Annotated in this window: 21 protein-coding genes; 5 read left to right on the top strand and 16 right to left on the bottom strand. The window is 67.4% G+C overall.

What is annotated here, in order from left to right:
• Window positions 1-26: 26 nt before the first annotated feature.
• Complete coding sequence (locus IPI67_39175; GenBank protein ID MBK7586195.1) at window positions 27-428, bottom strand: cupin domain-containing protein; 402 nt, start codon at window positions 426-428, stop codon at window positions 27-29.
• A 254-nt stretch (window positions 429-682) separates the two neighbouring features.
• Window positions 683-1183 carry a hypothetical protein gene (locus IPI67_39170; protein MBK7586194.1) on the bottom strand — a complete coding sequence of 167 codons (501 nt, stop codon included), beginning with the start codon at window positions 1181-1183 and terminating at the stop codon, window positions 683-685.
• 213 nt (window positions 1184-1396) lie between these two features.
• Here IPI67_39170 and IPI67_39165 point away from each other — a divergent pair, with 213 nt between their 5' ends.
• Together IPI67_39165 and IPI67_39160 are read left to right on the top strand one after the other, a co-directional pair.
• Complete coding sequence (locus tag IPI67_39165; GenBank protein ID MBK7586193.1) at window positions 1397-1780, top strand: hypothetical protein; 384 nt, start codon at window positions 1397-1399, stop codon at window positions 1778-1780.
• Between the two features lie 24 nt (window positions 1781-1804).
• Window positions 1805-2158, top strand: a complete 354-nt coding sequence (locus tag IPI67_39160) for an FHA domain-containing protein (GenBank protein MBK7586192.1) — start codon at window positions 1805-1807, stop codon at window positions 2156-2158.
• A 55-nt stretch (window positions 2159-2213) separates the two neighbouring features.
• Here the strand turns inward: IPI67_39160 and IPI67_39155 are convergent, their stop codons facing one another.
• Window positions 2214-2360, bottom strand: a complete 147-nt coding sequence (locus IPI67_39155; protein ID MBK7586191.1) for a hypothetical protein — start codon at window positions 2358-2360, stop codon at window positions 2214-2216.
• A gap of 255 nt (window positions 2361-2615) precedes the next feature.
• Here IPI67_39155 and IPI67_39150 point away from each other — a divergent pair, with 255 nt between their 5' ends.
• On the top strand, window positions 2616-5030 hold the full coding sequence (locus IPI67_39150) for a hypothetical protein (GenBank protein MBK7586190.1): 2415 nt from the start codon (window positions 2616-2618) through the stop codon (window positions 5028-5030).
• 329 nt (window positions 5031-5359) lie between these two features.
• Here the strand turns inward: IPI67_39150 and IPI67_39145 are convergent, their stop codons facing one another.
• The 4 genes from IPI67_39145 to IPI67_39130 form a co-directional block, all read right to left on the bottom strand.
• The gene (locus tag IPI67_39145; GenBank protein MBK7586189.1) at window positions 5360-5548 is read right to left on the bottom strand and encodes a hypothetical protein; all 189 of its coding nucleotides are present in this window, start codon (window positions 5546-5548) and stop codon (window positions 5360-5362) included.
• Window positions 5549-5657: 109 nt separating this feature from the next.
• Entirely contained in the window at window positions 5658-5897 is a 240-nt protein-coding gene (locus tag IPI67_39140; GenBank protein MBK7586188.1) for a response regulator transcription factor, read from the bottom strand.
• A 143-nt stretch (window positions 5898-6040) separates the two neighbouring features.
• Window positions 6041-7072 carry a hypothetical protein gene (locus tag IPI67_39135; GenBank protein ID MBK7586187.1) on the bottom strand — a complete coding sequence of 344 codons (1032 nt, stop codon included), beginning with the start codon at window positions 7070-7072 and terminating at the stop codon, window positions 6041-6043.
• Window positions 7073-7321: 249 nt separating this feature from the next.
• Entirely contained in the window at window positions 7322-8170 is an 849-nt protein-coding gene (locus IPI67_39130; protein ID MBK7586186.1) for a 1-acyl-sn-glycerol-3-phosphate acyltransferase, read from the bottom strand.
• A 310-nt stretch (window positions 8171-8480) separates the two neighbouring features.
• On the opposite strand from IPI67_39130, the gene IPI67_39125 reads away from it, so the two are divergent.
• A complete protein-coding gene (locus tag IPI67_39125) occupies window positions 8481-9467 on the top strand; it encodes a hypothetical protein (protein MBK7586185.1) in 987 nt (328 codons plus the stop codon).
• Between the two features lie 77 nt (window positions 9468-9544).
• Here the strand turns inward: IPI67_39125 and IPI67_39120 are convergent, their stop codons facing one another.
• Window positions 9545-11209: a serine/threonine protein kinase gene (locus IPI67_39120; protein MBK7586184.1), complete on the bottom strand. Its 1665-nt coding sequence runs from the start codon at window positions 11207-11209 to the stop codon at window positions 9545-9547.
• A 19-nt stretch (window positions 11210-11228) separates the two neighbouring features.
• Window positions 11229-12080, bottom strand: a complete 852-nt coding sequence (locus IPI67_39115) for a hypothetical protein (protein MBK7586183.1) — start codon at window positions 12078-12080, stop codon at window positions 11229-11231.
• Between the two features lie 153 nt (window positions 12081-12233).
• On the opposite strand from IPI67_39115, the gene IPI67_39110 reads away from it, so the two are divergent.
• The gene (locus IPI67_39110; GenBank protein MBK7586182.1) at window positions 12234-13586 is read left to right on the top strand and encodes a sigma 54-interacting transcriptional regulator; all 1353 of its coding nucleotides are present in this window, start codon (window positions 12234-12236) and stop codon (window positions 13584-13586) included.
• An 86-nt stretch (window positions 13587-13672) separates the two neighbouring features.
• Here the strand turns inward: IPI67_39110 and IPI67_39105 are convergent, their stop codons facing one another.
• The 7 genes from IPI67_39105 to IPI67_39075 all read right to left on the bottom strand — a co-directional run bounded on the left by IPI67_39105 (window position 13673) and on the right by IPI67_39075 (window position 20239).
• Window positions 13673-13849: a hypothetical protein gene (locus IPI67_39105; protein ID MBK7586181.1), complete on the bottom strand. Its 177-nt coding sequence runs from the start codon at window positions 13847-13849 to the stop codon at window positions 13673-13675.
• 168 nt (window positions 13850-14017) lie between these two features.
• Window positions 14018-14488 carry a hypothetical protein gene (locus IPI67_39100; protein MBK7586180.1) on the bottom strand — a complete coding sequence of 157 codons (471 nt, stop codon included), beginning with the start codon at window positions 14486-14488 and terminating at the stop codon, window positions 14018-14020.
• A 158-nt stretch (window positions 14489-14646) separates the two neighbouring features.
• Window positions 14647-15906 carry a hypothetical protein gene (locus IPI67_39095; protein ID MBK7586179.1) on the bottom strand — a complete coding sequence of 420 codons (1260 nt, stop codon included), beginning with the start codon at window positions 15904-15906 and terminating at the stop codon, window positions 14647-14649.
• On the bottom strand, window positions 15903-16958 hold the full coding sequence (locus IPI67_39090; protein ID MBK7586178.1) for a hypothetical protein: 1056 nt from the start codon (window positions 16956-16958) through the stop codon (window positions 15903-15905). The genes IPI67_39095 and IPI67_39090 overlap by 4 nt, the downstream gene beginning before the upstream one ends.
• A 145-nt stretch (window positions 16959-17103) precedes the next feature.
• Window positions 17104-17784, bottom strand: coding sequence for a lipid-binding SYLF domain-containing protein (locus IPI67_39085; protein MBK7586177.1), 681 nt, complete (start codon window positions 17782-17784; stop codon window positions 17104-17106).
• 139 nt (window positions 17785-17923) lie between these two features.
• Window positions 17924-19630, bottom strand: a complete 1707-nt coding sequence (locus IPI67_39080; protein ID MBK7586176.1) for a hypothetical protein — start codon at window positions 19628-19630, stop codon at window positions 17924-17926.
• A 9-nt stretch (window positions 19631-19639) separates the two neighbouring features.
• A complete protein-coding gene (locus IPI67_39075; protein MBK7586175.1) occupies window positions 19640-20239 on the bottom strand; it encodes a hypothetical protein in 600 nt (199 codons plus the stop codon).
• Window positions 20240-20242: the final 3 nt, after the last annotated feature.

Here is a 20242-nt window from a genome sequence, read left to right as displayed (position 1 = left end):
TCATCGCAAGACTGCCCACGTCGAGCCTAAGGCCGCTCGGACCGGCCCGCGGAATTCCCGACCGCTTCGAGCCAGGTCCCAAGAGAGCCCTCGCGCTCCGACGAGTCCCCGGTGCTGCGCGTCCCCGCCGGCTCCACCAAGAGCACGTGGCACTCCTCGGGCGCGAAGGGCTGGTGCTCGACCTCACGCGGGACGACACAAACGTCACCCGGTCCCAGGTCCACGCTTCCGTCGCGAAAGCGCAGGCAGAGTCGGCCGCCGAGGACGAAGAAGAGCTCGTCGGTGTCGGAGTGGCTGTGCCAGACGAACTCACCCTCGAGCTTGGCGAGCTTCACGTGGTAGTCGTTGAGCGACGCGATGATCCGCGGTGACCAGCGCTCGGAGAACGTCGCGAGCGCGTCCCGGGACCGGATGACCGGCGGAGGCATGCGGCATGGTGTCACCTGTGGTGCAGTGATGGCAATGCGCCGGTGCTCGCGTTCGCTCTGACGTCGAGCGATGCGTGGGCGACGGCGCCCGACCGCTGCGGCGAGCGTCACGGATTCGTGAGCTTCGAGCGGTCGCAGGCCGTCAGCTCGGCGGCGGGGGTCCAGAAGGCTTCGCCGGAGCGCGGACGCACGCCCAGGCGATGTGTATCCAGGCGCACAAAGTCAGCGCGCACTTCGGCGCCCTTGGCGCGCGCTCAGCTGATTGTGAACGGGGTGCTGTTCACGGTCTTGCCGTTGAGCTCGAGCTCCACGCGATACTTGCCGATTGGCCAACCCTTGGTTGGGCGCGTCAACGAGGAGTCGATGGTCATGGGATACTTCCCGCCAAGCTCGGTCAGCTTGGTTTGCTCGATCTCGACGGTCCGGATCGGCGTCTCCTTGGGAGCTGCGTCACCGACGTCTTCCGCGATCCACTTCACCTTCGCGGAGGCGAGCGGCCCGGGACCCGTGCTGACCTCCCACACACCGAAGATCGCGGTCATATCCTTGTCGAAGGTGGTCTTGGGCGCGACCACTCGGAGGTCCTTGACCTCGGTCCCCAGCTCGGCCTTCACGCTGAAGGCGCTGGCGGCTGGCGCCGTCGCCGCTGCGGACGCAGACGCCCTGGACGAGGTCCCGCTCTTGTCGCTCTTGCAGGCCAAGAGCGCGACGGCCACGAGCGCGAGAGCTGCTGCACCATTGAGTATCCTGAGCATGTTCCGTACCTCCGATGGGCCCGCACGCTAACACGCCGCGAGACGCGAAAGCGCGACCCGGCGGCTTCGGCCTCGATGGCGGAGTCACATCAGCCAGAGGGTGAGTTGGCGCTGTTGACCCACGGGTCTTTCGGGATTTCCAGCTCGCGATCGCATCCAGCTTCTGACAGAGTGCCGGCGAGTCGCGGCAAGGCCGCCGAGGGAGGAGACCCGATGTCGATGTTCAGAACGGTGAAGGCGTGCGTGTTCCTGTTGAGCGCGGGGCTGGTGTTCTCGACGGGAGCGTGTGGCGGCGACGACGGAGATGGCGGTGGCGGCAGCGGTGGCGGCGGAGGCTCGGCAGGCTCACTGTTCGCCTGTGACACTCCAGCCAAATTCGCCTGCTTCGAGATCGCCATCACGGCGGGTCCCGGGCAGCAGGCCGCCGCCGACCAGTGCACCTCCGACGGCGGCACGGCCACCACCGCGTGCCCTACCGCCTCCGTCGCCGGTGAGTGCCTGGGCGCGATTCACTATTTCTACTACAGCGGCTTCAGCGGTCTCGATAAGGCCCAGCAGGTCTGCGAGGGCCTGGGCAGCACGTGGTCCACGCCTTGAGCTGAGCGTCACCTTCCCCGTTGCATGCCCACACGATTGATCGAGCTCGAGTCCGGGCGCGTCTGGGAGCTCCTGGCAACCGCCAAGAACGCTGGCCCGTCTGGCTCGGGAACGGAATGTTATCGGTATTCCATCAATCGTATGCGTAGAGCGGACGTGACGCTGTCCGGTCCCTGGATCAGCAAACACCATGGCGCGGTTGAGTATCACGACGGAGAGTGGCGGGCCGTGGACGGTGGCAGCGTGAACACCGTGACGGTGAATGGCGAACGGCTGACAATGTCGCGGGTAATCGTGGATGGTGACGTGATCGGACTCGGCCAGTCCCAGCTGCGATTCGAGACCGACGGCGGACCGCCAGGTGTCCCTCCAAGGTAGCTCCCATGACGTCAGCCCGCTTGACGGAAAGCTCGGCTTTCGCGGCCGGGCCCCATCAGTGACCGAGCACGGCTCCGGAGCCTGCAGCCACGTCCGTGAGGCAGATCTGCTCCCCCGCACCGAGCGGGTTCGGGAAATAGATTTCGCTCCCGCTCTCGACCCTCCCCCGGTGCAGGCCCAGATGGTTGAGCGGGCGATACACCGAGACGATGCGACCGCGCGTCGTCTGCCGCCCTTCGAGTGCGGATGCGGCAATGGGCGGGGCTGACCAACACCACTCCAGCGCCTCCCGCAAGGAGGCAGAACAGACACCCGCTACAGCCGCAGCCGCGAGCTCGCTTCCCTGCCTCGTCACCCACGGCGTTTGGGTCGCCAGGGGCTGGAACTCTGAGTCGAGGCGCAAAGGGTCGGCTCCGGTGCAAGTGCGCTTGGCTCTGATATGCTGCCAGGCCACGCCATGAAACGATTCGTATTTGGCTTGGGCATGCTGGCTTGGCTGCTGGCCGTTTCTTGCACCTCCGAATCGACCAACGTCAACAACGACGGCGGCACCGGGGGAACGGCCACCGGCGGCACGGACGGGGGCGTCACCGGCGGGGCATCCGGCGGGAGCGTCACCGGCGGTGCATCCGGTACGGGTGGGGACGCAGCGACCTCCACTTGCACTGACGACAAGAAAAACGGGGACGAGACCGACAAGGACTGCGGCGGAGCGTGCGGCCCCTGCGACAGCGGCAAGGGCTGCAAGACCGGCGCGGACTGCAGCAGCAAGGTATGCGACAAGGACCAGCTCACGTGCTCGCCTCCCGACTGCACCGACGGGCAAACCAACGGGCAAGAGACGGCGCAAGACTGCGGGGGAGTGGCCTGCCCCAAGTGCGACGACGGCAAGGCCTGCAGTCAGGGCTCGGACTGCTCGAGCTCCGTGTGCAACGCGAACGTCTGCCAGGCCGCGACCTGCAGCGATGGCGCGAAGAACGGAGACGAGACCAGCGTCGACTGCGGCGGAAGCTGCGTCGCTTCGCAGAACAAGACCTGCAAGGACGGCGATGCGTGCACCGCCCAAGCAGACTGCACGAGCGGCATCTGCATCGGCGCTCCCAAGACTTGCGCAGCGCCCACGTGTATCGACACCGTGAAGAACGGCGCCGAGACGGATCTGAACTGTGGCGGTGGTTCTTGCCCGAAGTGTGATGACGGCAAGCAGTGCGGCGTCGCCGACGACTGCACCAGCAGCGTGTGCACGACCAGCACGTGCCAGGCGCCGCTGTGCGATGACAAGAAGAAGAACGGCACGGAGACCGACGAGGACTGCGGCTCCAACTGCCCCAAATGCGCGGACTCCAAGGCTTGCGCGAACGCGGGCGACTGCCTCAGCGGGGTCTGCACGGGAAACAAATGCCAAGCCCCGCTCTGCACCGACGGCGTGCAGAATGGCAGCGAGACCGGCGTCGATTGCGGTGGAAGCTGCAAGGGCTGCGCGGCCGGCGGGGCTTGCAGCGTCAACGCCGATTGTTCGACCGGACTGTGCGCCGCACAGAAATGCGAGCGCTGGGCCAGGGACTTCGCCACGAGCAACTGGGAGATCCCGTTCGGCTTCGCGACGAGCAGCAGCGGGCGAACGGCAATTTCGGGCTACCACACCGGTCCCGATCTGGATTTCGGCAAAGGCAAGCTCAACTCCGGGACGGACTACAACGCATTCGTCGCGGTGCACGACTCTGCCGGCGGGGCGCTCTGGGCGCGGACCATCGGACTGTCCGGCAAGTTCGAGGCCGCACTGGCCGTGGCGGTGGACGCTTCCGACAACGTGTACGCGCTGATCGCCTACTCCGGCGATCTCGACCTAGGCAGCGCGGCTTGCCCGAAGCTGAGCGTCGGCGTAGCGCCGTACGGCTTGGCGGTCGTGAAGCTCGCCGCGGCGGACGGGGCGTGCCTCGCACAGACCTCGCTGCTGAGCAGCGTTGCGACTTGGGTGCAGCTGGACTCCTGGAAACCCGCGAGCATCGCGGTGAACGCCGCCGGAGTCGTGGCTGTGACCGGCGCGGTCGTCGCCAGCAGCCCCGACACCGACGTCTTCGTGGCCCGCATCGATGGAACCAGCGTGTGGCAGAAGACGTTCGCGAGTCCGGCCACCAACGACGGCGGGCTCGGAGTGGCGCTGAACGCCGCGGGTGACGTGTTCGTCACCGGCTACTTCCGCGACACCTTCGACATCGACAGCCCGGCGCTGACCGCCGTGGGCGGTCATGACTATTTCGTGGCACGGCTCGCCGCTTCGGACGGCGCGACGGTATGGGCAAAACGCTGGGGGTGCTCCAACTCGGCGCAGGGTTATGGTCCGGACCGCGGCGTCGCGCTCGTGCTCGACAAGAACGACGACGTGCTCGTGGGCGGTGGCGTCATTCCGAATGGCTGTGACTTCGGCAACGGGACCCCCCTGGGCGGCGCGGGAGCGTCGGACGCTTTCGTCGCCAAATACAAGGGACTCGACGGGAGCTACGTGTGGCACGCCTTCGCCGGAAGCCCGGGAGCCGACGCAGTGAGTGCCCTGGCCCTCGATGCTGCGGGCAACGTGTTCCTCGGTGGCCACACCGACGGCACCACCCTGAGCTTCGGCGAAACCGTCGGCTCCGGTGCGGCCACCGACGGCTTCATCGTCGCGCTCACGCCGACCGGGCAGCACATCGACTCGATGACCATCTCGGGCGCCGGGGAAGAGCGCGTCGTCGGTCTCGGCTTCAACGACAGGGGCGGCCTGGTCGCCTACGGCGTCCATGGCAAGGATGCGAACGTGGGTTTTCTGCCGCTGCTCGCCGGGAACGCCGTGTACGACCTATTCCTGGTCAGCTACGGCTCGACGCTTCCCTGACTGGTGCGAGTTGGTTACACCTGGCCCGGGCGACGCGGTGCTCGCCTCTCGCCCAGGCAGCCCCTACGCCGACGCCCCGACCCGAGCCACTCGAGCAGGAGTACTTCGAGAGCGGAGACCACCCCGCTCTCTGCATCGATCGCCGATCGCCCCGACCATGCGCGCGGCGTCCCGGCTCACGCCATGGATCATGGTCGCTGGCGGCGTGCTTCCGCGCTCAGCCTTCGAAATGCCTCGCCCTCCTCGATCAGACCGTCGACAAGTGACGCCAGTTCATTGCCATTTTTCATATCGAAGCTCCGTTTTCGTTCGTGATGATTGGTCAGCGTCTACCTGCCCGTGACGAGCTCGATGACGCGCTGTTCGGAAGGGGCGCCGGCGTGGATGACCTGCTCGAACCCCGACCGCGACATGGCCCACGCCGCCAGGCCGACGAAGGCCACCACGGCAGAGAGCCCCAGGAGCCCCGTCATCACACTCCGCTCCACCGGACACACCGGCTCGTTGCTCACGTTCATGCGAATGTCCTCCTCTCGACGCGCGGTCGATGTTCAGAGGCTACGGGAAACGGACCGCCCGGACTTCGGGGGGACCACGCATTTTCAGGGACTTTTGTCCTGGGTGGTTCTACCCAACGAGGCCGCGCTGATACGCCCAAGCGGTCGCGGCGGCGCGCGTGGGCACGCCCAGTTTTGCGAAGATGTTGCTGACGTGCCGGTCGACCGTCTTCTCGCTCAGGAAGAGCTGGCGAGCGATCAGCTTGTTGGTCTTGCCGGACGCAACGAGCAACAGCACCTCGAGCTCGCGTGCGCTCAAACCGTGGGCACTCCGATCAGGGCTTGCTGCAACGCTCGGGGCGGCGGGCATCGACTCGATCGCCGCGAGGTCCGGCGCGGCGCCCAACGCGACAACGCGGCATGGGCGTCGCCCCAAGCCCGCCGCTCGTACGCCTCGCGGCCCTTCGCCTTCTCGGCCTCCACCCGCCGAACTCTACACGAAGGTGTCCCCCGTCAGGGCGAACCGACGTTCCCGTCCACGCCGACCACCAGCTGCAACAGGAAGCGCACGTCCCCGCGGGGCGAAGCGGTTACGTCGAGGCCGCCACCGATCGTCGGTGAGAGCCCCCACGTGCCGAGGGCGTCGCCCATGGTTGGCAGGTAGCGCCCGCCGATGAAGACCTGCTCGTCGGCGCTGACGGGCAGGCTGACGAGCGGGCCGAAGGCGGCGCCCAGGCCGACCACGTGATAGCGGAACAAGAACGCGGTCTGGATCGAGGTCGGCGCACCGAACTTGGGATAGGCCTGGGGTCCGGCCATGAGCGCGAGCTCCGAGCGCAGGCTCGCGCGCAAGGACAGCTCGAGCGCGGCGCTCCAGCCCCCGCCAAACCCCGACTCACCGAAGTTGGTCTTGCCGACGTGAACCCCGGCGAGCAATCGGTAACCCGCGGGCGTGAGCAGCCGCGCTTCGGGGTGCGAATGCGTGGCGCCCCGCGCGGCGGCGTCGCTCGCGGAGAAGCTCTCTTTCCCAGCGGGCCCGTATTCCAGCACGGTCGTGCTCCAGCGCAGATCGCCGACGACCACGAACACGTCGCGCAGGCACATTCCGTCGTCCGTCATCACCGGGTGGCCGTAGGCGCGCACCAAGCGGGGCGTCTCGCCACGGAATTTCTCCGCAGCGTCGGCACTGATCCCCAAGAGGCAGAAGCGCCCTTCGCCCCAGGGTGAGAGCCACACTCCACCTCCGGTCTCGACGACATCATCGAAGTAGTGATGCTCGACCCTCGCCACTCCGCGTTCCATGCCATCGGTGACACCCGTCCAGAACACCCTGGTCGACGCATGGCGTTTGGGCTCTCGTCGCACGTCGCTGGGAAGCACGCCCCGCGCGGCGCGGTCGAGCTGCGCTCTTTCCGCGGCGGTCGGGGGTACAAAAGCGGCCGACGACATCGCCTGCGCCTGGGCCGTCTGCTCGGCGAGTGCAAGACACGCAGTGAACGAGAGCGTGACGAGCACCCGCATGACAGGTTGGAGGAACGGGTGCACGTGGAATAGCTTACACACGGCTCTTGACGGTCCCCTCCCCGCCCACGGGCGGCGGTGACCTAAGCCCACGCCCGCCGGGGGGCCGGCGGCGAAGCTCGGCGCTCGCTAGCGCACTCCTTACGCTCTCCCTCCGCGCGCTGGTGGTTCCTCGTCTCCGCAAAGAGCTTGTCATAGCAAGTATTCCCCGGACGAGGCACCCACGTCCTGGCCATCCACCGCACCTTTGGCGCCGAAGGGTCGCCTCGACTCTCACGTTTCGGCGCCGACCACGCGCTGGAGCTCGCCGGTCACCTGCGTGTAGGCCGCATCGATATCGTCGTCGATCTTCAGTGGCGGCAGCAGCCGCATTCGCACGCGCGATGGGAACGGCAGCCACGGCGACGGCACCAGCGTCCAGGAAAGCCAACCGGCCAGGACGGCGAGCCACGGTCCACCGGCGGCGTGCCCGCCGAACCCAGCCCCGACACAAACGAGCGCGCCGACCAGCGAGACCGGCACGCGCTTCACACCGGCCAGGCGCGGCCAGAGCAGGAGCCAGGCCAAGAGCCGCGAGCGCCAGAGAATGGGCACGGTCCAGTGACTGCCGGTGATGGCCATGGGCACGATCGGCAGCGCGTGATCTCGCGCAATGCGCAGGAAGCCCTTGCGCCCGGCGAAATCCACTCGGCGCGCTTGCCAGAATGGGCGGAACGCCTCGTGGTCGCCGCCCGGGAAGGCGACCAAGGGCACACCGCGTTCGATGGTCGTCTTTGCTGCCGAGTACGTCGACGGCACGATGCCCAACCGGCGCACGAACGGTGACATGATCGGCAGCCAGAACGCGAGCGGGTGGGCGAAGCCCGCGAGCGGCCGCGACATGCCGAAGCACCGGTACCACTCGAGAACGAGGCACAGGACCTCCGCGCTCCCTCCGCCCGAATGGTTGGCGACGATCATGTACGCGCCGCGCTCGGGCAGATTTTCTGCGCCTTCCAGCCGCGGCCGAAACCACAGCCGTGCCCAGGGCCCGATGAAGCGCACGAGCCCGCGAACGAAGGGCTCACTCGCGGCTCCGGGCTCGCCGAAGTCGATGGTCTCGTAACGAGCGCGGAGCCACATGGCTCAGCCCACGAAGCTCATGCCGGGTTTCCAGTCGAAGTCGGCGTGGTCGTCACGGTCCGACGAATCGCGGAGGTGCCAGCCGTGCACCCCGCTCCCTGCTTCGCCCGTCGCCCCATGGAGCATCACAGCAAAGCGAATCACCCGGACACCGTGTCGTCAATCGGATCCGTCAGCTGTGCTCGCTCCGCGCGTCTCGGCGACAGGCACCTGAGCGCGAGGGAGAGCGGAAGGCGAGAGATGCGCTGCTCCGGCGTCTCGGCGCGAGCCGATGAGTACTTCCGCCGCTCGCGGGTGTACGCTGAGACGGATGTCGGTGGAGGGTGACGGAAGTCTGTACTTTCTCGACGAACGAGAGCGCCTGCTGGTGGAGGCGGCACTACCGGTAATCGAGGCCAGCGAGCCCGACGAAGCGGCGCTCTTGCGCGAGAGTCTGGTGCGCCTGTCCCGCGCGGCAGACATCGTGAGCCATAGCCCACCGGTGCTCGGGCACCGAGCGCACGCGGGCGGCCGCGTGCGCTCGGACGAGTCGTTGGTCGAGCTTCTGTGCGCGGTGCCGGAGTGGGACCTCGACTTGCACCTGCCGACGCGGGTGATCTTCGGTCAAGCCTACCTGGTAGCGAAGATCAACTTCCTCAAGAGCATGAGCTACGGGCTGGAAGCCGTGCAGGCCCCCGACGAGCTGCGCGAGCGGGCCGAGCTCGAGCTCGGGCAGTCCATCTATTCGAAGCTCGCCGAGGAGCTGTTCATCTCCATCGTCACCGACCCGAGAGCGGAGCGGCAGGTGAAGGTCGCCGCGGCCCGCTCCTTGTTCAGGGTCTGGGACGACCGCCTGCACGCGGAGATCGACGACTTTGCTCCTGTGCTCGAGTCCATCTGGAGCGCGCGCAACAAGCTGCGTCCCGTCATCGGCACCACGCTGGGAACCCAGGAATATTTCGCGCTCCTGCGCGAGAGCCGCGACACGCGATTTCTCGACTATTTCGTGGGCGACGTGCCCGACGAGCAGGTGCAGGCCTTCGAGGAGTTCCTGTTCGGCCTGTCGTGGGAGCAGCTGTGCGCGCTTCGCGACCGGATGCAAGAGGAGCAGCAGAGCGCGGTATCGATGGAGCAGGCTCGCGCGGCGGTCCCCCCGTCGTGGGCCCCCCGCAACGAAGGTCCGCAAGCGCTCTACACCAGCTACAAGAAGCGCAGGGTCAAGGCGCAGTACCGCGCGCTGACGGAGGCCCCGGGACCGCGCAAGACCGCCGAGGTCTTCGTGATGACGTCGTTTCTGATGCGTGAGCCCACACGCTGAGCGTCGATCGGAATTGGCGTTTAGAACCCAATGACGATTTCCTAGCGGCAGCCATCACATGCTCCCGGTGGCAGCCGTCAGCTCGCTGTTGCCGGCTCGAATCGCTCGGGTGCCGAGCCCCACGGGCACTTCGCGAGCACGGCGCGAGCACGCACGCGCAGCGCGTCATCGAGAGCGTTGTGTTGCGCTCGCGCGAACGCCTTGGCGAGCTCCGCGGAGGACTTCAGACGTTCCGCCGGGTCTTTCGCCAGACCGAGCGCCAGCACCAGATCGATGTCGGTGGGCAGCATCCCGAGCTCGCTCGGATTCACGGGCTGCTCGTGCACGATCGAATACAAGATCGCGTACTGGTCCGGGCCGCTGAAGGCGGGCCGCCCAGTGAGGGCGCGATAGGCCACCGAGCAGAGCGCAAACACATCCGCGCGGTGATCCACCGCCTCGCCACGGCACTGCTCCGGTGCCATGTAGGCGGGCGTGCCGATGGCGCCCTGGGTCAGCGAGCTGGTCGATTCCACGAGCCGCGACACGCCGAAGTCGAGCACCTTCCAGGCTGGCGTTTCGCCTTCGACCAGGAAAAGGTTTTGTGGCTTCACGTCGCGGTGCACGATGCCCGCTTGCTCGGCCGCGCTGAGAGCGTCCGCGACCTCGCTCACCAGCTTGGCCGTGTCGCGCAGTGACAGGCGGCCCTCGGCGCGAAGCAGCTCGGCCAGATCGCGGCCTCTGAGTCGCTCCATGGCGAGATACGGGCTGCCATCCGGCGCGGTGCCGGCGCCCAGCACGCGCACGACGTGGCGAGACTTCAGCGCCGAAGTGATGTTCACCTCGCGCACGAAGCGCTCGACCTCACTCGGGCTGTCAATCAAGTGCGGGTGAAGCACCTTCAGCGCGACCGCGTCGCCGTTTGTTTTGGTCTCGGCGCCGTAGACCTCACCCATCGCGCCGCGGCCGATCACCTCACCAACCCGAAAGTCGCCGATAGTGCGGCCAGAGAAGCGCCCGAGGCGGGCGGCGTCGCGCACCTGCCGCAGCTCCGCGCGGGCCTCGTCGAGCAGCGCGCGCCGTCGCTCGACCTCGAGCCGCGCCTTGGCGACGTAGCTGATCGCACCCACCGTGGCCCGCCGGCTGGTCCACGCCAGCCAGAACACCATCGCGAGCAGGCCTTCGAGCAAGATGGTGAGCCCGAACAGCGCCCGGAGGTTCTCCTTCTGCAGCGCCAAGACCGAGCCGGTCAGCGGCAAGACGTGCGTCAAGGACAGCGCCACCAGCGCGAAGTATCCGAGCGCACACGCGAGGTACACGAGCCAGGCTTCGAACGCGTGGTCGTTGCTCGCGAACGCCCACACGATGATCGCGAGCAAGAGCGACGTGGACGAGAGCAGCCCGAGGTACGCGGTCGCGAGCAAGGCCGCCAGCGCCATCAGCAGCCCGAGCAGCAGGCGCGCCGGCTGACGACCGCGTTTCGCCCCGCGCGCGGAAACGTCGACGTAGGCGGCGACGCCGGCGATGGCGAAGAGCAGCGCCGTGATCACCCAGTGCACCGGGCGCTTGTGCACGACGAGCTGCAAGAGCACCGCGCAACCGAGCGCACCGATGATGGTCAAACGCATGCCCACCGCGGCGTGCGCGTGGCTCTCCTTCTGCAGCGCGGCCTCCTCGATGGTGCGCTGCGCGTCGGCGTCGGCCAGGGTCGGCGCTTCGTCGACCGTCAGGTCGGTCGATGGGCTCGGTTCTTCCGCCGGCATGACGCCGGTAGGAGAGTACCTACTTCTTGACGGTCGGGCACTCGCTCTTCGCGGTCGCGTGAATCGGCTGCGGCTTGTTGATCGGGCACGACTGCTGGGTCAGCGCTGCCTGCGGCGTCTTGCTGCAGCACAGCGTGCCGGTGACGATGCCCAGGTTGCACTGATCGCCCGCCTGAAAGTACACCGTCGAGCTCAGCGGGGTGCTCGCTACGCACCCGCGGTCATCGCCGGGTGAGAAGAACACGTTGCAAGATTTCGGGTACGGCGCAGTGGTTGGGCACGAAACCGTGAGGCAGTCGCCAAACAAGTTGATGCTCTGGCACACCTCGTCGTTGCACACTTGATCCTTGCCGTCACAGTCCTCATCGATGCCGTTCCCGCAGATCTCTGCAGTCGGCACGCAGCCTGCGCTGCCACCTGTGCCTGCCGAGCCCGCGCCCGCCGAGCCGCCCGCGCCGCAGCTGGCGTCGGCGCCGTCGCAGTCCTGGTCGACGCCGTCGTCACAGATCTCGTTGTCCGGTCCGACCGCGCCCTCGCACGCCCCCCACTTGCCGAACTCGCCGCTGCCTTCGCAATTCTGGGTGCCTGCCTGGCAGACGCCTTGTCCTTCTTTGCTCGCGTCCCAAGGGAAGCAGCTCCGGCTATTTCCCGGAGTACACACCTCGCCGGTCGAGCTCGAGCCGCTCGAGCCCGAGCTGCCGCCGCCGATGCCGGTCATGAGTTGGCTGCCGCCGCTGCCGCCCGAGCCAGCGCTGCCAGCGGGAACGTCACCGCCGGCCGAGCTCTGATCGTCCGCGGCCGCCGAGCACGCGCCGAGCCAGAGGGTGGAGAGTAGGAGGAGGAGTGAGCCTGAGGAGGAGGTTCGTTGCATGTCCAGTGACGCTGCAACGGGCAGGCCAACCCCCCGCGGAGCGTCTTCTCGCGGGATCTTGCGTGCAAGACCCGGAGAGTTGTATCCAACCACGCTACGGTCGCGCGCGTCCGGTGTATCCGATCTGGCTACAGCCCTGGTATCGTCGCCACGATGGGCGCTGGCGAGCGGCGAACGCTGAGACCCGCAGCGCCGGCGGAGTCGGAAGGTACGGTAGAGCTCGACCCGTTCAGGGCAGTTTCGCCGGTGGTGCGAAGCTTCACTCTCGGCGTAGCGGAGGGTGACGCGCGCGGCCTCAGCTGGAAGTCGTCCTCCGAGCGTTGCTCGATCGGCTCGCACCCCTCGAACGACTTCGTACTCTCGGATCCGACCGTGTCGCGCTTTCACTGCGAGATCACGGTCGCCGGGCAGACCGCGCGGATCCGAGATCTCGGCAGCCTGAACGGTACCTTCGTGGACGGCACGCAGATCGTAGAGGCACACCTGAAGAACGGCAGCGCCATTCGGCTAGGGCGCTCCGTGCTGAGCTTCAGCCTCGGTGAGCTGGAGAGCTCCATTGCGCAGTCCGCCGAGGACAGCTTTGGCGGTCTGATCGGGGCAAGCGTGGCCATGCGCGCCGTGTTCGCTATTCTGGAGAAGGTCGCCCAGAGCGACGCCACGGTGCTGATCGAAGGCGAGACGGGGACCGGCAAAGATGTCGCAGCCGAGGGCATCCACCAGGCGAGCCCCCGCCACGACGCGAACCTGATCGTGGTGGACTGTGGTGCCGTGCCGGCCAACTTGCTCGAGAGCCAGCTCTTCGGTCACGAGCGCGGCGCGTTCACGGGCGCCGAGCAGCGGCGTGTCGGCGCGTTCGAGGAGGCGTCGGGTGGAACGGTGTTCTTGGACGAGATCGGCGAGTTGCCGCTCGAGCTCCAACCAAAGCTGCTGCGGGTGCTCGAGAAGAAGCAGATCACCCGCTTGGGATCGAATCAGCCGCGAGCCGTGGACCAGCGCGTCATCGCGGCGACGAACCGCGACCTGCGTGCCATGGTCAACAGCGGTCAGTTTCGCGAGGACCTCTACTACCGACTGGCGGTGGTGCGAGTGCGGCTGCCAGCGCTGCGTGAGCGGCCGGAGGACATCCCGCTCCTGGTGCGGCGTTTTCTGCAGTCGTTCGGCGCGAGCCCGGAGGTGTCAGAGCGGTTGACCCGCGTCGACTACCTGTCCGCCCTATCGCGATCGGCCTGGCCCGGTAACGTGCGCGAGCTGAAGAACTCCATCGAGCGCAGCATCGTGCTCGACCAGCCGGGACTGCCAACGGAGCCCAGCGTGACGAATCTGGGCGTCGTCGACATCAGCGTGCCCTATGAGGAAGCTCGCAATCGCGCGCTGACCGAGCTCGAGCGCAAGTACCTCTCCGCTCAGCTCGCCGCGCACGGCGACAACGTCTCCGCTGCGGCACGCGCCTCTGGCATCGGTCGCGTGCACTTCCATCGGCTGCTGCGCCGGAGCGGGCTCCGCTGACATATCCGAGCCCACGGTCCTGAGACAGGCCCTGCTGCGAGGCTCTCGACTCCGCTGCTCCCCCGCCGATCCGCCTCGCGGTTTGGTCAGCGCGACATGCGTCGGACGGTTCTGTCCTCGAAGTTGGTCCAGTAGACGTGGGTGGCGTCGATCGCAACCCCGCGCGGTCGAGCCTGCCCTGCCACCAGCGTGACGGGGTTGGCAAACGTGCTCGTGCTCTTTCGGATGCTACCGGTCCCAGAGTACCCGATCGCCCAATACACGAAGGAGCGCCAAGCGTCGCGCAAGATGGCGCGCCGGGCAAGCCAAGCGAACTCAGTCGGCGGTATCTGCGCCTTCACCGACGTGCGCTCGCCCCGGGTTCGTGGCAACCGGCGAGTGAAGGTCCACCAGCGTTCCTCCGTGCGTCTGCCGCCAAGAGGCGCCCTCGGTCATCGGAAGGCCGCCTTCACCTCGGGCTTCATCAGCACAATGAGCGACCAGATACCGACCGGCATCATCAGCGCGCAGCAGATGTAGGTGGTGCAAGGCAGGATGGCCAGGACTGCGCTCACCATGGCGAGCGTGTAGCTCTCGAGCTTTCTCATCTTGAATGCACCGACGAAGCACACCAACGCTGCCACGGCCCAGAGCAGGTACATCAGCGAGGCGATGCCCATCCCCACGGCCCCGCCGAGATCAGCGCGGCTCCCACCGAACGCCGACACGCCGCCGGCGAACAGCACCACCGCCGTTGCGAGCAGGTACCAGAGGCAGCTGATCGCCGAGACGACCATGAGCGCGACGGCGGGCGCTGCAACCTGGCTCGCCGCGACGCGCTGGGTGTCTTGGATCACACCTCCGGGCACCGGCGGCAAGTACCCACCCGGCGGACCCGGTGGCGGCGTGAACCCTCCTTGCATGACTCGAACAGGTTAGCGGAATGCGCTTCGGCGGAAGGCGTCCAGCGCTGGTCTGCCGAATCGCGTGCGGTCGCGGCCCCACTTCCGGAAGCGCGGCAGCCACGAAAAGTGTCGATGAATCCTTCGTGTTCGCGAAATCTGGTTTGGCGGAGCGACCGTCAGAGCTCGTCCGGCCAGCCGTCGAAGGCTTGGGGGTTCTTGACCGGAAGCGACCCGTAGGGGCCGGTGAGCGTCTTCCCTCCGCTCAAGTGCATACTCGTCTTCTCACCGTCCACGACGAACGAGAGCGTGCCGTTGGGCCCGCCGCTGAAGGTGCCGCTCACGGTCTCGACTCCGTTTCGGTGGCGGGTGACCGCGCTCGCGTCCCCGTAGCCCTGCGCCAGCGCTCCGACGTTCCAGAACGTGATGGTCAGCGTCCCCGACGAGTCCCCCCCGGAAGCGCTGACCTGCTGCGGCTTCACACGCTCGAGGATGCCGCGCGTCGCCCCGGCACTGCCCGCAGGCGCCGCGGTGTACTCGAGCTTCGGGGGCTCCCAGACCGCGAGCGGGTCGCGCTTCTTGAAGTCCGAGAGCGCCTTGTCGAACTCGCTCCTGGGCAGCTTTCCGGCCAGGTAATCCTTGTGGATGGCGTCGAGCTTCCTCCCGTCGAAGAACTCGCGCTTCTTCTGGGCCTCCCACTTCTCTTGCTCCTGCGGCGGCCGGCGCTTGATGAGCCCCGACGCCGGGTCGAAGTACATGTCGCGTTCGAGCTCCCGCACTTTGCCCTGGCTATCGATCACCTGCTCGCGCGGCACCCACTGGTCGAGCTGCGCGTCCTTCGCGGCCTTCTCTCGAAGCTCCTGGTCCCGTTTGTCGAGCAGCGGCTTCAGGTACTTCTTGTAAGCCTCCTCCCCACCCGCCGCCCCGGCAATGGACCCGACGCCCGGGATCCAACTCAATGCCGCGGCGCCGCCCGCCGCGCACACCTTCTTGCAGACGTCGTCGACCAGCGCGTGTTTTGCCCCTTGGGTGTCACCCTCCGCGAGATTGCCCGCGACCTTCGCCCCGGTGCTCACGATATCGATGATCTGGGCTAGCTTCTTCAGCTTGTCGAGCCAGGAGATCTCCTTCGCGTACTCGGCGCTCACTCCTTTGGACTCCTCCACCAGCTTCTTGCCGAGCTTCTTCGCGGCCCCCGAGCGAGTCTGGAGCGCGGTCTCCACACCGGCTTTCAGGTCGTCCTGGACCTGCTTCGCGCGCTCGACACTCTTCTGCATGACGTCGAGTGCCTCGCCAGTCCCTTCGTGCGTGACCACGCCCACGACGGGCTCGACGTTCTCGTCGTACGCTTTCTGGTAGCTCTGCCCGTTCGCTGCCGCCGCGAAGAAAACCAGCGCGAGCAACGCCAAGATCCGCCGGAGCCACACCGCACTCGTCATCGCGAGGGCCCCCGGAGCGCATCGGCGTTCTCGACGAACGCCTTGAAGCTCAGGACGTCCACGCGCCGGATCCGCAGCGACGAACCTTCTTCCGCTAGCAGCATCCCCATGAAGAGATCCGGCTTTGCCACGTGGGAGAGCAGCAAGAGGCTACGCCCGTCCCCCTTCACCACGGACACGAGCGACATCCGCTTCCAGTCATCGATGCCCATCGATGCCAGCGCCTTCTTCGACGGCTCTGGCGTCGCCGTGGCCTCGCTTGCGAGGGTGCTCGCTTGGCGCCGCACGAAGAGGTCAGTGACCTCGGCCAGCTTCCCACGCACGGCGTCACCGAATCCGTCTCGCGACTTGGCAACGACGGGCGCGAGCTCGGCCAGGTTCTGCATCAGCTGCTGCCCCGCCGCGACGTGGTTGGCTTCCATCAGCGCGGGATCGCTGAGTCCGTTCGTCACCGAGCGGAACCCCTGCGCCAGCGCTTCTGCCGAGAACAGCTGCTCGAACGCCTTCGCGCTCTCCGCGGTCGAGAAGCCCACGGCGTAGGGCGCAAACGTGGCCTGTTCGGTCCAGCCACGCACGGCTCGAAGCGGCTTCACGCTCCTGTGGCGCACGTATTCGCCGGTCAGCACCTCGACGTCCTCCAGCCGGGGGCGCGCACCACTCTGGTTCCAGAGCATGACCAAGAACGCATCGCTCCACGGGTGATAGAAGGCCATCGGGACCTTGCCCTCGCGGAGCCCGCCCGCACACAGCACCGAGCTCCCCAGCAAGTAGCTCCAGCCGAACTTCGGGTGCGCGCTCGGCCACACGTCCGCTTCGAGTGCCACCCACTTGGCGCGAACGGGCGCGTCGGCGTACGCCTCGAGCGCCTTGGCGGTGCTCTTGAGCGAGACTTGGCGAAAGTCCCAAGCCGCGAAGCTGGCGCGCTCGCGCTCGTCCGTGCGGCCGAGCATCCGATTGCAGCCGGAGCTGCCGGGGGCATCCAGTCGTTTGCACGCAATCAGCGCGAGCATCGCGAGCACCGCACAGAGCAGCGCCTGACGTCGGGTGACCATGGGCGTACCTCGTTGAACCCGGAGCATAGCGACGCGCTCGGCAAGCGGAAAGAAGGGCTGGCGCTCGCGCACGCGTAATCTGCGCGGCCGACGAGGTGAGCGATGCCGTTACGTGTCCCCTGAGGGGACAACTGCGCTGTCCCGCTCACCTCGGAGTCAGCGCGGACTGCAAGCGAGCGGCGTTCGGGGCCTGAAAGCGGTGCTCGACCACGATGCGGTACGTGGTCGCGTCGGGCCCGTAGTAGGCACGGTTGAACTCCTGCCGTGAGGCCAGCGCCGTGCCGTCGAGAGAGACACCGGCGAACAGGCCGCCCACGTCCACCAGCATGTGGATGTCCCTGGCGCTCGACGTGCCCTTGGCCTCGCCGCTGTCGCCGATGGTGCCGGCCGCAACGGCCGTATCGGTCCCCAGAGTGACCCCGTGATTGATCGCCCCGAGCACCGCGGCGTCGGTCATCAAGAACAGGATTACCGTGGCTTCTTGGTAGCCAATCTGCGCGCCCAGACTGCCGGCACCGAGCGAGTAGAATGCGGGGCCACTCCAGACGCCGGACGCGTCCTTGGACAAAAGCACGCCGTTGCCCCCCTCTCCGCCGAAGATGAGGCTCGCCTTGATCAGACGCGGAAAAACCATCACACCGCGCGCGCGCGCCAGGTATTGCTCTAGCGTTGGAAACTGGCCGCTCGCTCGCATGCGATCGACGGCTGACGCAGCTCGGTCGACGATCTTCTGCTGGGGCGAATCATCCGGCCCGCCCGGCGCCGCCTCCCGGTGGCAAGCGAGCCCTAGTGCGGCGAAGAGAATCAGCAAGGCGCGGCGCTGCATGAGCCGAGCCTAACTCCCGCGAGCAGCGCTCGCCGCCCCTCGTGAGCGCGAATATTGCGGCTCATGACCATCGTCAATCCGCTCACTGGAGCCCGCGAATCGGATCGCATGCGCCTGCGACGGCGCGGGCCGCAGCACCTCATTGATGCACCAAGTCCGAGCGGCACTTCTTGACGGCGTCGCCAGCCAAAGCGCGCCCCTTGGCCGCGAGGCGCACGCGACTCTTGGCGAAGTCGACATAGATCGCGTCGTCATATGCGGAGTGGCAGCCAATGCAGTCGCCGACGCGAGCGATCGAGTTGCGTTCTCTTTCGTTCAAGAAACGTGCTCCAGCGCGCGTGGTCTCGCCCTCTCGAGGGTAAGTCTTTGCGTCGCCCGGGTGGCAGGTGGCACAAGCCCGCGCTTTCGCCGTGGTGTGCGGATCGATGGGCGCCCAGAACGTTCGCGAGACGGGTTTGGCGATGCCCGTCACCCGGAGCTGCATGCCTTCCACGAACGGCGAGACGCGAGCGGAGGAGTCGACGGCGAGGGCGGGTGGCCCGAAAGAATTGCCGCCGGCCGTCTCGACCCAAGCGCCGAGCGTATCTTCGCCGCTGATGTGGTCCGTCTGCCTCGCGTTTGCGTCTCGGCTGGTGTGGCAGGAGACGCAACGCGGCGCCCACTGGGAGTGGCAGGATTGACAGCTCAGGCGCTCGTGGCCGACGAGACGGTGGTAGCTGGCGTCGCTCGCTTCCCTCAGTCTTCTCGTCTCGCCCGTCGTCGCCAGAAGCAGCGTGCGAGCTTGGCGGTCCGTGCGCCAGAGCGGGGTACCCTTGGCCATGATGACCGGCGCGCGACCTTCGAGAGACGGCATCCCGCGCGCGGTCCAGGCGGCGCGGAGCACGCCCTCGACACGGCGTTTGTCGGCGTCCGGCGCGGGGCCGCTCGCGTTGGGGTCGTGGCAACTCTGACAGCGCACCTCGACTGCAGCGGAGGCATGCCGGGGCTCGTCACGCCCATCTCCCATGACGTCGCGTTCGCTGTGGCAGTCGATGCAAGTGAGCCCCGCGCGCGCGTGCACGTCGGGGTTGGTATCGGTGATGGGGCGACCATCCGGGAGCTTTCGCGTCGCGGCTGCCGGCTCGACCTCCGCGATTCCGCGATAGGACAGCGAGATGCGCCCGCTCCTGGCGTGGCAGCCTTCGCAGCGCCGTTCCGGCACGTCCGCGCCGACGCCGGGGTGCAGCTTGCCTTTGTCGGTTCGCGGCCCCTCGGGGGCGGTGAGGTGACAAGCCACGCAGCCGCCACCGCGAGACGCAAAGCCGAGATCTCCACGTTCATCTTTGGGCTGCGCCAGGTGGCAGCTGCCACAGAGCTTGCGCGCGTGGTCTTCCGCAGGAGTCTTGGCAGCGGCACTCAGATTGCGGAAGTCGTCTTCACGTCGCACCTCAATCACGTCGCGTTCCCCAAAGGCGTAGCGGTCGACAGCGAGCACACCCGGAGAGCCGGCCATCGGACTGCTCGCGACACGACCCGCCTCACTGGCGTGACAGTCTGCGCGACCGCAGGTTGCGCTCACGTTCGACAGACCGCCGGTGATGACGCTCATGCCTTTGTGTGCACCTTCTTCGTCGCCACGGGTCGGATCACCAAGATGACAGGCGCTGCAACCAATGCGCGCCGGGTCGTGGGACCTGCCCAGTCCCTCCACATTCAGGTGACAAGCCAGGCAGGACTCGACTCGCGCGTTCCCGTCCACGTCGACCGTCGGCAGCTTCGTGTTCGGCAAACTTCGCGCCCCGACCCAGACTCCCACTCCGGCCAACGACAGGACTGCAACCGAAGCGAGGACTCGAAGTCGGGACATGGCCCGCGCTCAACAACCTTCGCGCTTCTTCTTTGCAGCGAGCGGCGCGAGCCTCGGCGCAGCCACGGGAGCAACGTTGACCGGTTTGGGGGTCCCTGACTCGTCGCCGAAATAACGGCGCAGCGCGATGTTCTGCAGATGCTGAGCGCGCAGGGCCGCACCGGCCGAACCCGGCGGCGCCGGCGGATCCGAGTCCATGGCGCGGTCCCACGCCTCACGCCCCCCGGCGAGCACGTTCACGTCGCGGCCGGTCACCGCGAGCCGACGCGCAACGCGATCGGTGCGCACCGCGTCGGCGCCAACCAACACGATGCGCCGCGAGCGCGGCGCGCCCTGGATCTGCTGATCTTCGCTTTCGCCAAAGAGCGTGATGGGGACCGCTCCAATGAGCGGGTGGCGTCCGTCGTCGAGCGTCACGACGACCACCTCCGGCGGCCCAACGCTCAAGAGCTGGGCGACCTCGAATGGAGCGAGCGCCACCGGGGACGTCGCCGCCGCCAGCTCGGGACCGGTCGAACGGGGCCGGCCCATCGCCGCGCCGCAGATTGCGAGGAAGACGGCGCCGAGCATGAGTAGCGTCTTGGGGCGTCTCAACGTCTGGGTGTTCATCTA

Source organism: Myxococcales bacterium, from assembly GCA_016706225.1.
GTDB lineage: Bacteria > Myxococcota_A > Polyangia > Polyangiales > Polyangiaceae > JADJKB01.
The sequence above is the reverse complement of the archived record's forward strand: the minus strand, read 5'-3'. Positions and strand labels throughout refer to the sequence as shown.

Bases quoted from the DNA above. Each gene is read 5' to 3' on its own strand.
- IPI67_39175 (MBK7586195.1), bottom strand. From the start codon at position 428: ATGCCTCCGCCGGTCATCCGGTCCCGGGACGCGCTCGCGACGTTCTCC.
- IPI67_39170 (MBK7586194.1), bottom strand. From the start codon at position 1,183: ATGCTCAGGATACTCAATGGTGCAGCAGCTCTCGCGCTCGTGGCCGTC.
- IPI67_39165 (MBK7586193.1), top strand. From the start codon at position 1,397: ATGTCGATGTTCAGAACGGTGAAGGCGTGCGTGTTCCTGTTGAGCGCG.
- IPI67_39160 (MBK7586192.1), top strand. From the start codon at position 1,805: ATGCCCACACGATTGATCGAGCTCGAGTCCGGGCGCGTCTGGGAGCTC.
- IPI67_39150 (MBK7586190.1), top strand. From the start codon at position 2,616: ATGAAACGATTCGTATTTGGCTTGGGCATGCTGGCTTGGCTGCTGGCC.
- IPI67_39145 (MBK7586189.1), bottom strand. From the start codon at position 5,548: ATGAACGTGAGCAACGAGCCGGTGTGTCCGGTGGAGCGGAGTGTGATG.
- IPI67_39140 (MBK7586188.1), bottom strand. From the start codon at position 5,897: ATGCCCGCCGCCCCGAGCGTTGCAGCAAGCCCTGATCGGAGTGCCCAC.
- IPI67_39130 (MBK7586186.1), bottom strand. From the start codon at position 8,170: ATGTGGCTCCGCGCTCGTTACGAGACCATCGACTTCGGCGAGCCCGGA.
- IPI67_39125 (MBK7586185.1), top strand. From the start codon at position 8,481: ATGTCGGTGGAGGGTGACGGAAGTCTGTACTTTCTCGACGAACGAGAG.
- IPI67_39120 (MBK7586184.1), bottom strand. From the start codon at position 11,209: ATGCCGGCGGAAGAACCGAGCCCATCGACCGACCTGACGGTCGACGAA.
- IPI67_39115 (MBK7586183.1), bottom strand. From the start codon at position 12,080: ATGCAACGAACCTCCTCCTCAGGCTCACTCCTCCTCCTACTCTCCACC.
- IPI67_39110 (MBK7586182.1), top strand. From the start codon at position 12,234: ATGGGCGCTGGCGAGCGGCGAACGCTGAGACCCGCAGCGCCGGCGGAG.
- IPI67_39100 (MBK7586180.1), bottom strand. From the start codon at position 14,488: ATGCAAGGAGGGTTCACGCCGCCACCGGGTCCGCCGGGTGGGTACTTG.
- IPI67_39095 (MBK7586179.1), bottom strand. From the start codon at position 15,906: ATGACGAGTGCGGTGTGGCTCCGGCGGATCTTGGCGTTGCTCGCGCTG.
- IPI67_39090 (MBK7586178.1), bottom strand. From the start codon at position 16,958: ATGGTCACCCGACGTCAGGCGCTGCTCTGTGCGGTGCTCGCGATGCTC.
- IPI67_39085 (MBK7586177.1), bottom strand. From the start codon at position 17,784: ATGCAGCGCCGCGCCTTGCTGATTCTCTTCGCCGCACTAGGGCTCGCT.
- IPI67_39080 (MBK7586176.1), bottom strand. From the start codon at position 19,630: ATGTCCCGACTTCGAGTCCTCGCTTCGGTTGCAGTCCTGTCGTTGGCC.
- IPI67_39075 (MBK7586175.1), bottom strand. From the start codon at position 20,239: ATGAACACCCAGACGTTGAGACGCCCCAAGACGCTACTCATGCTCGGC.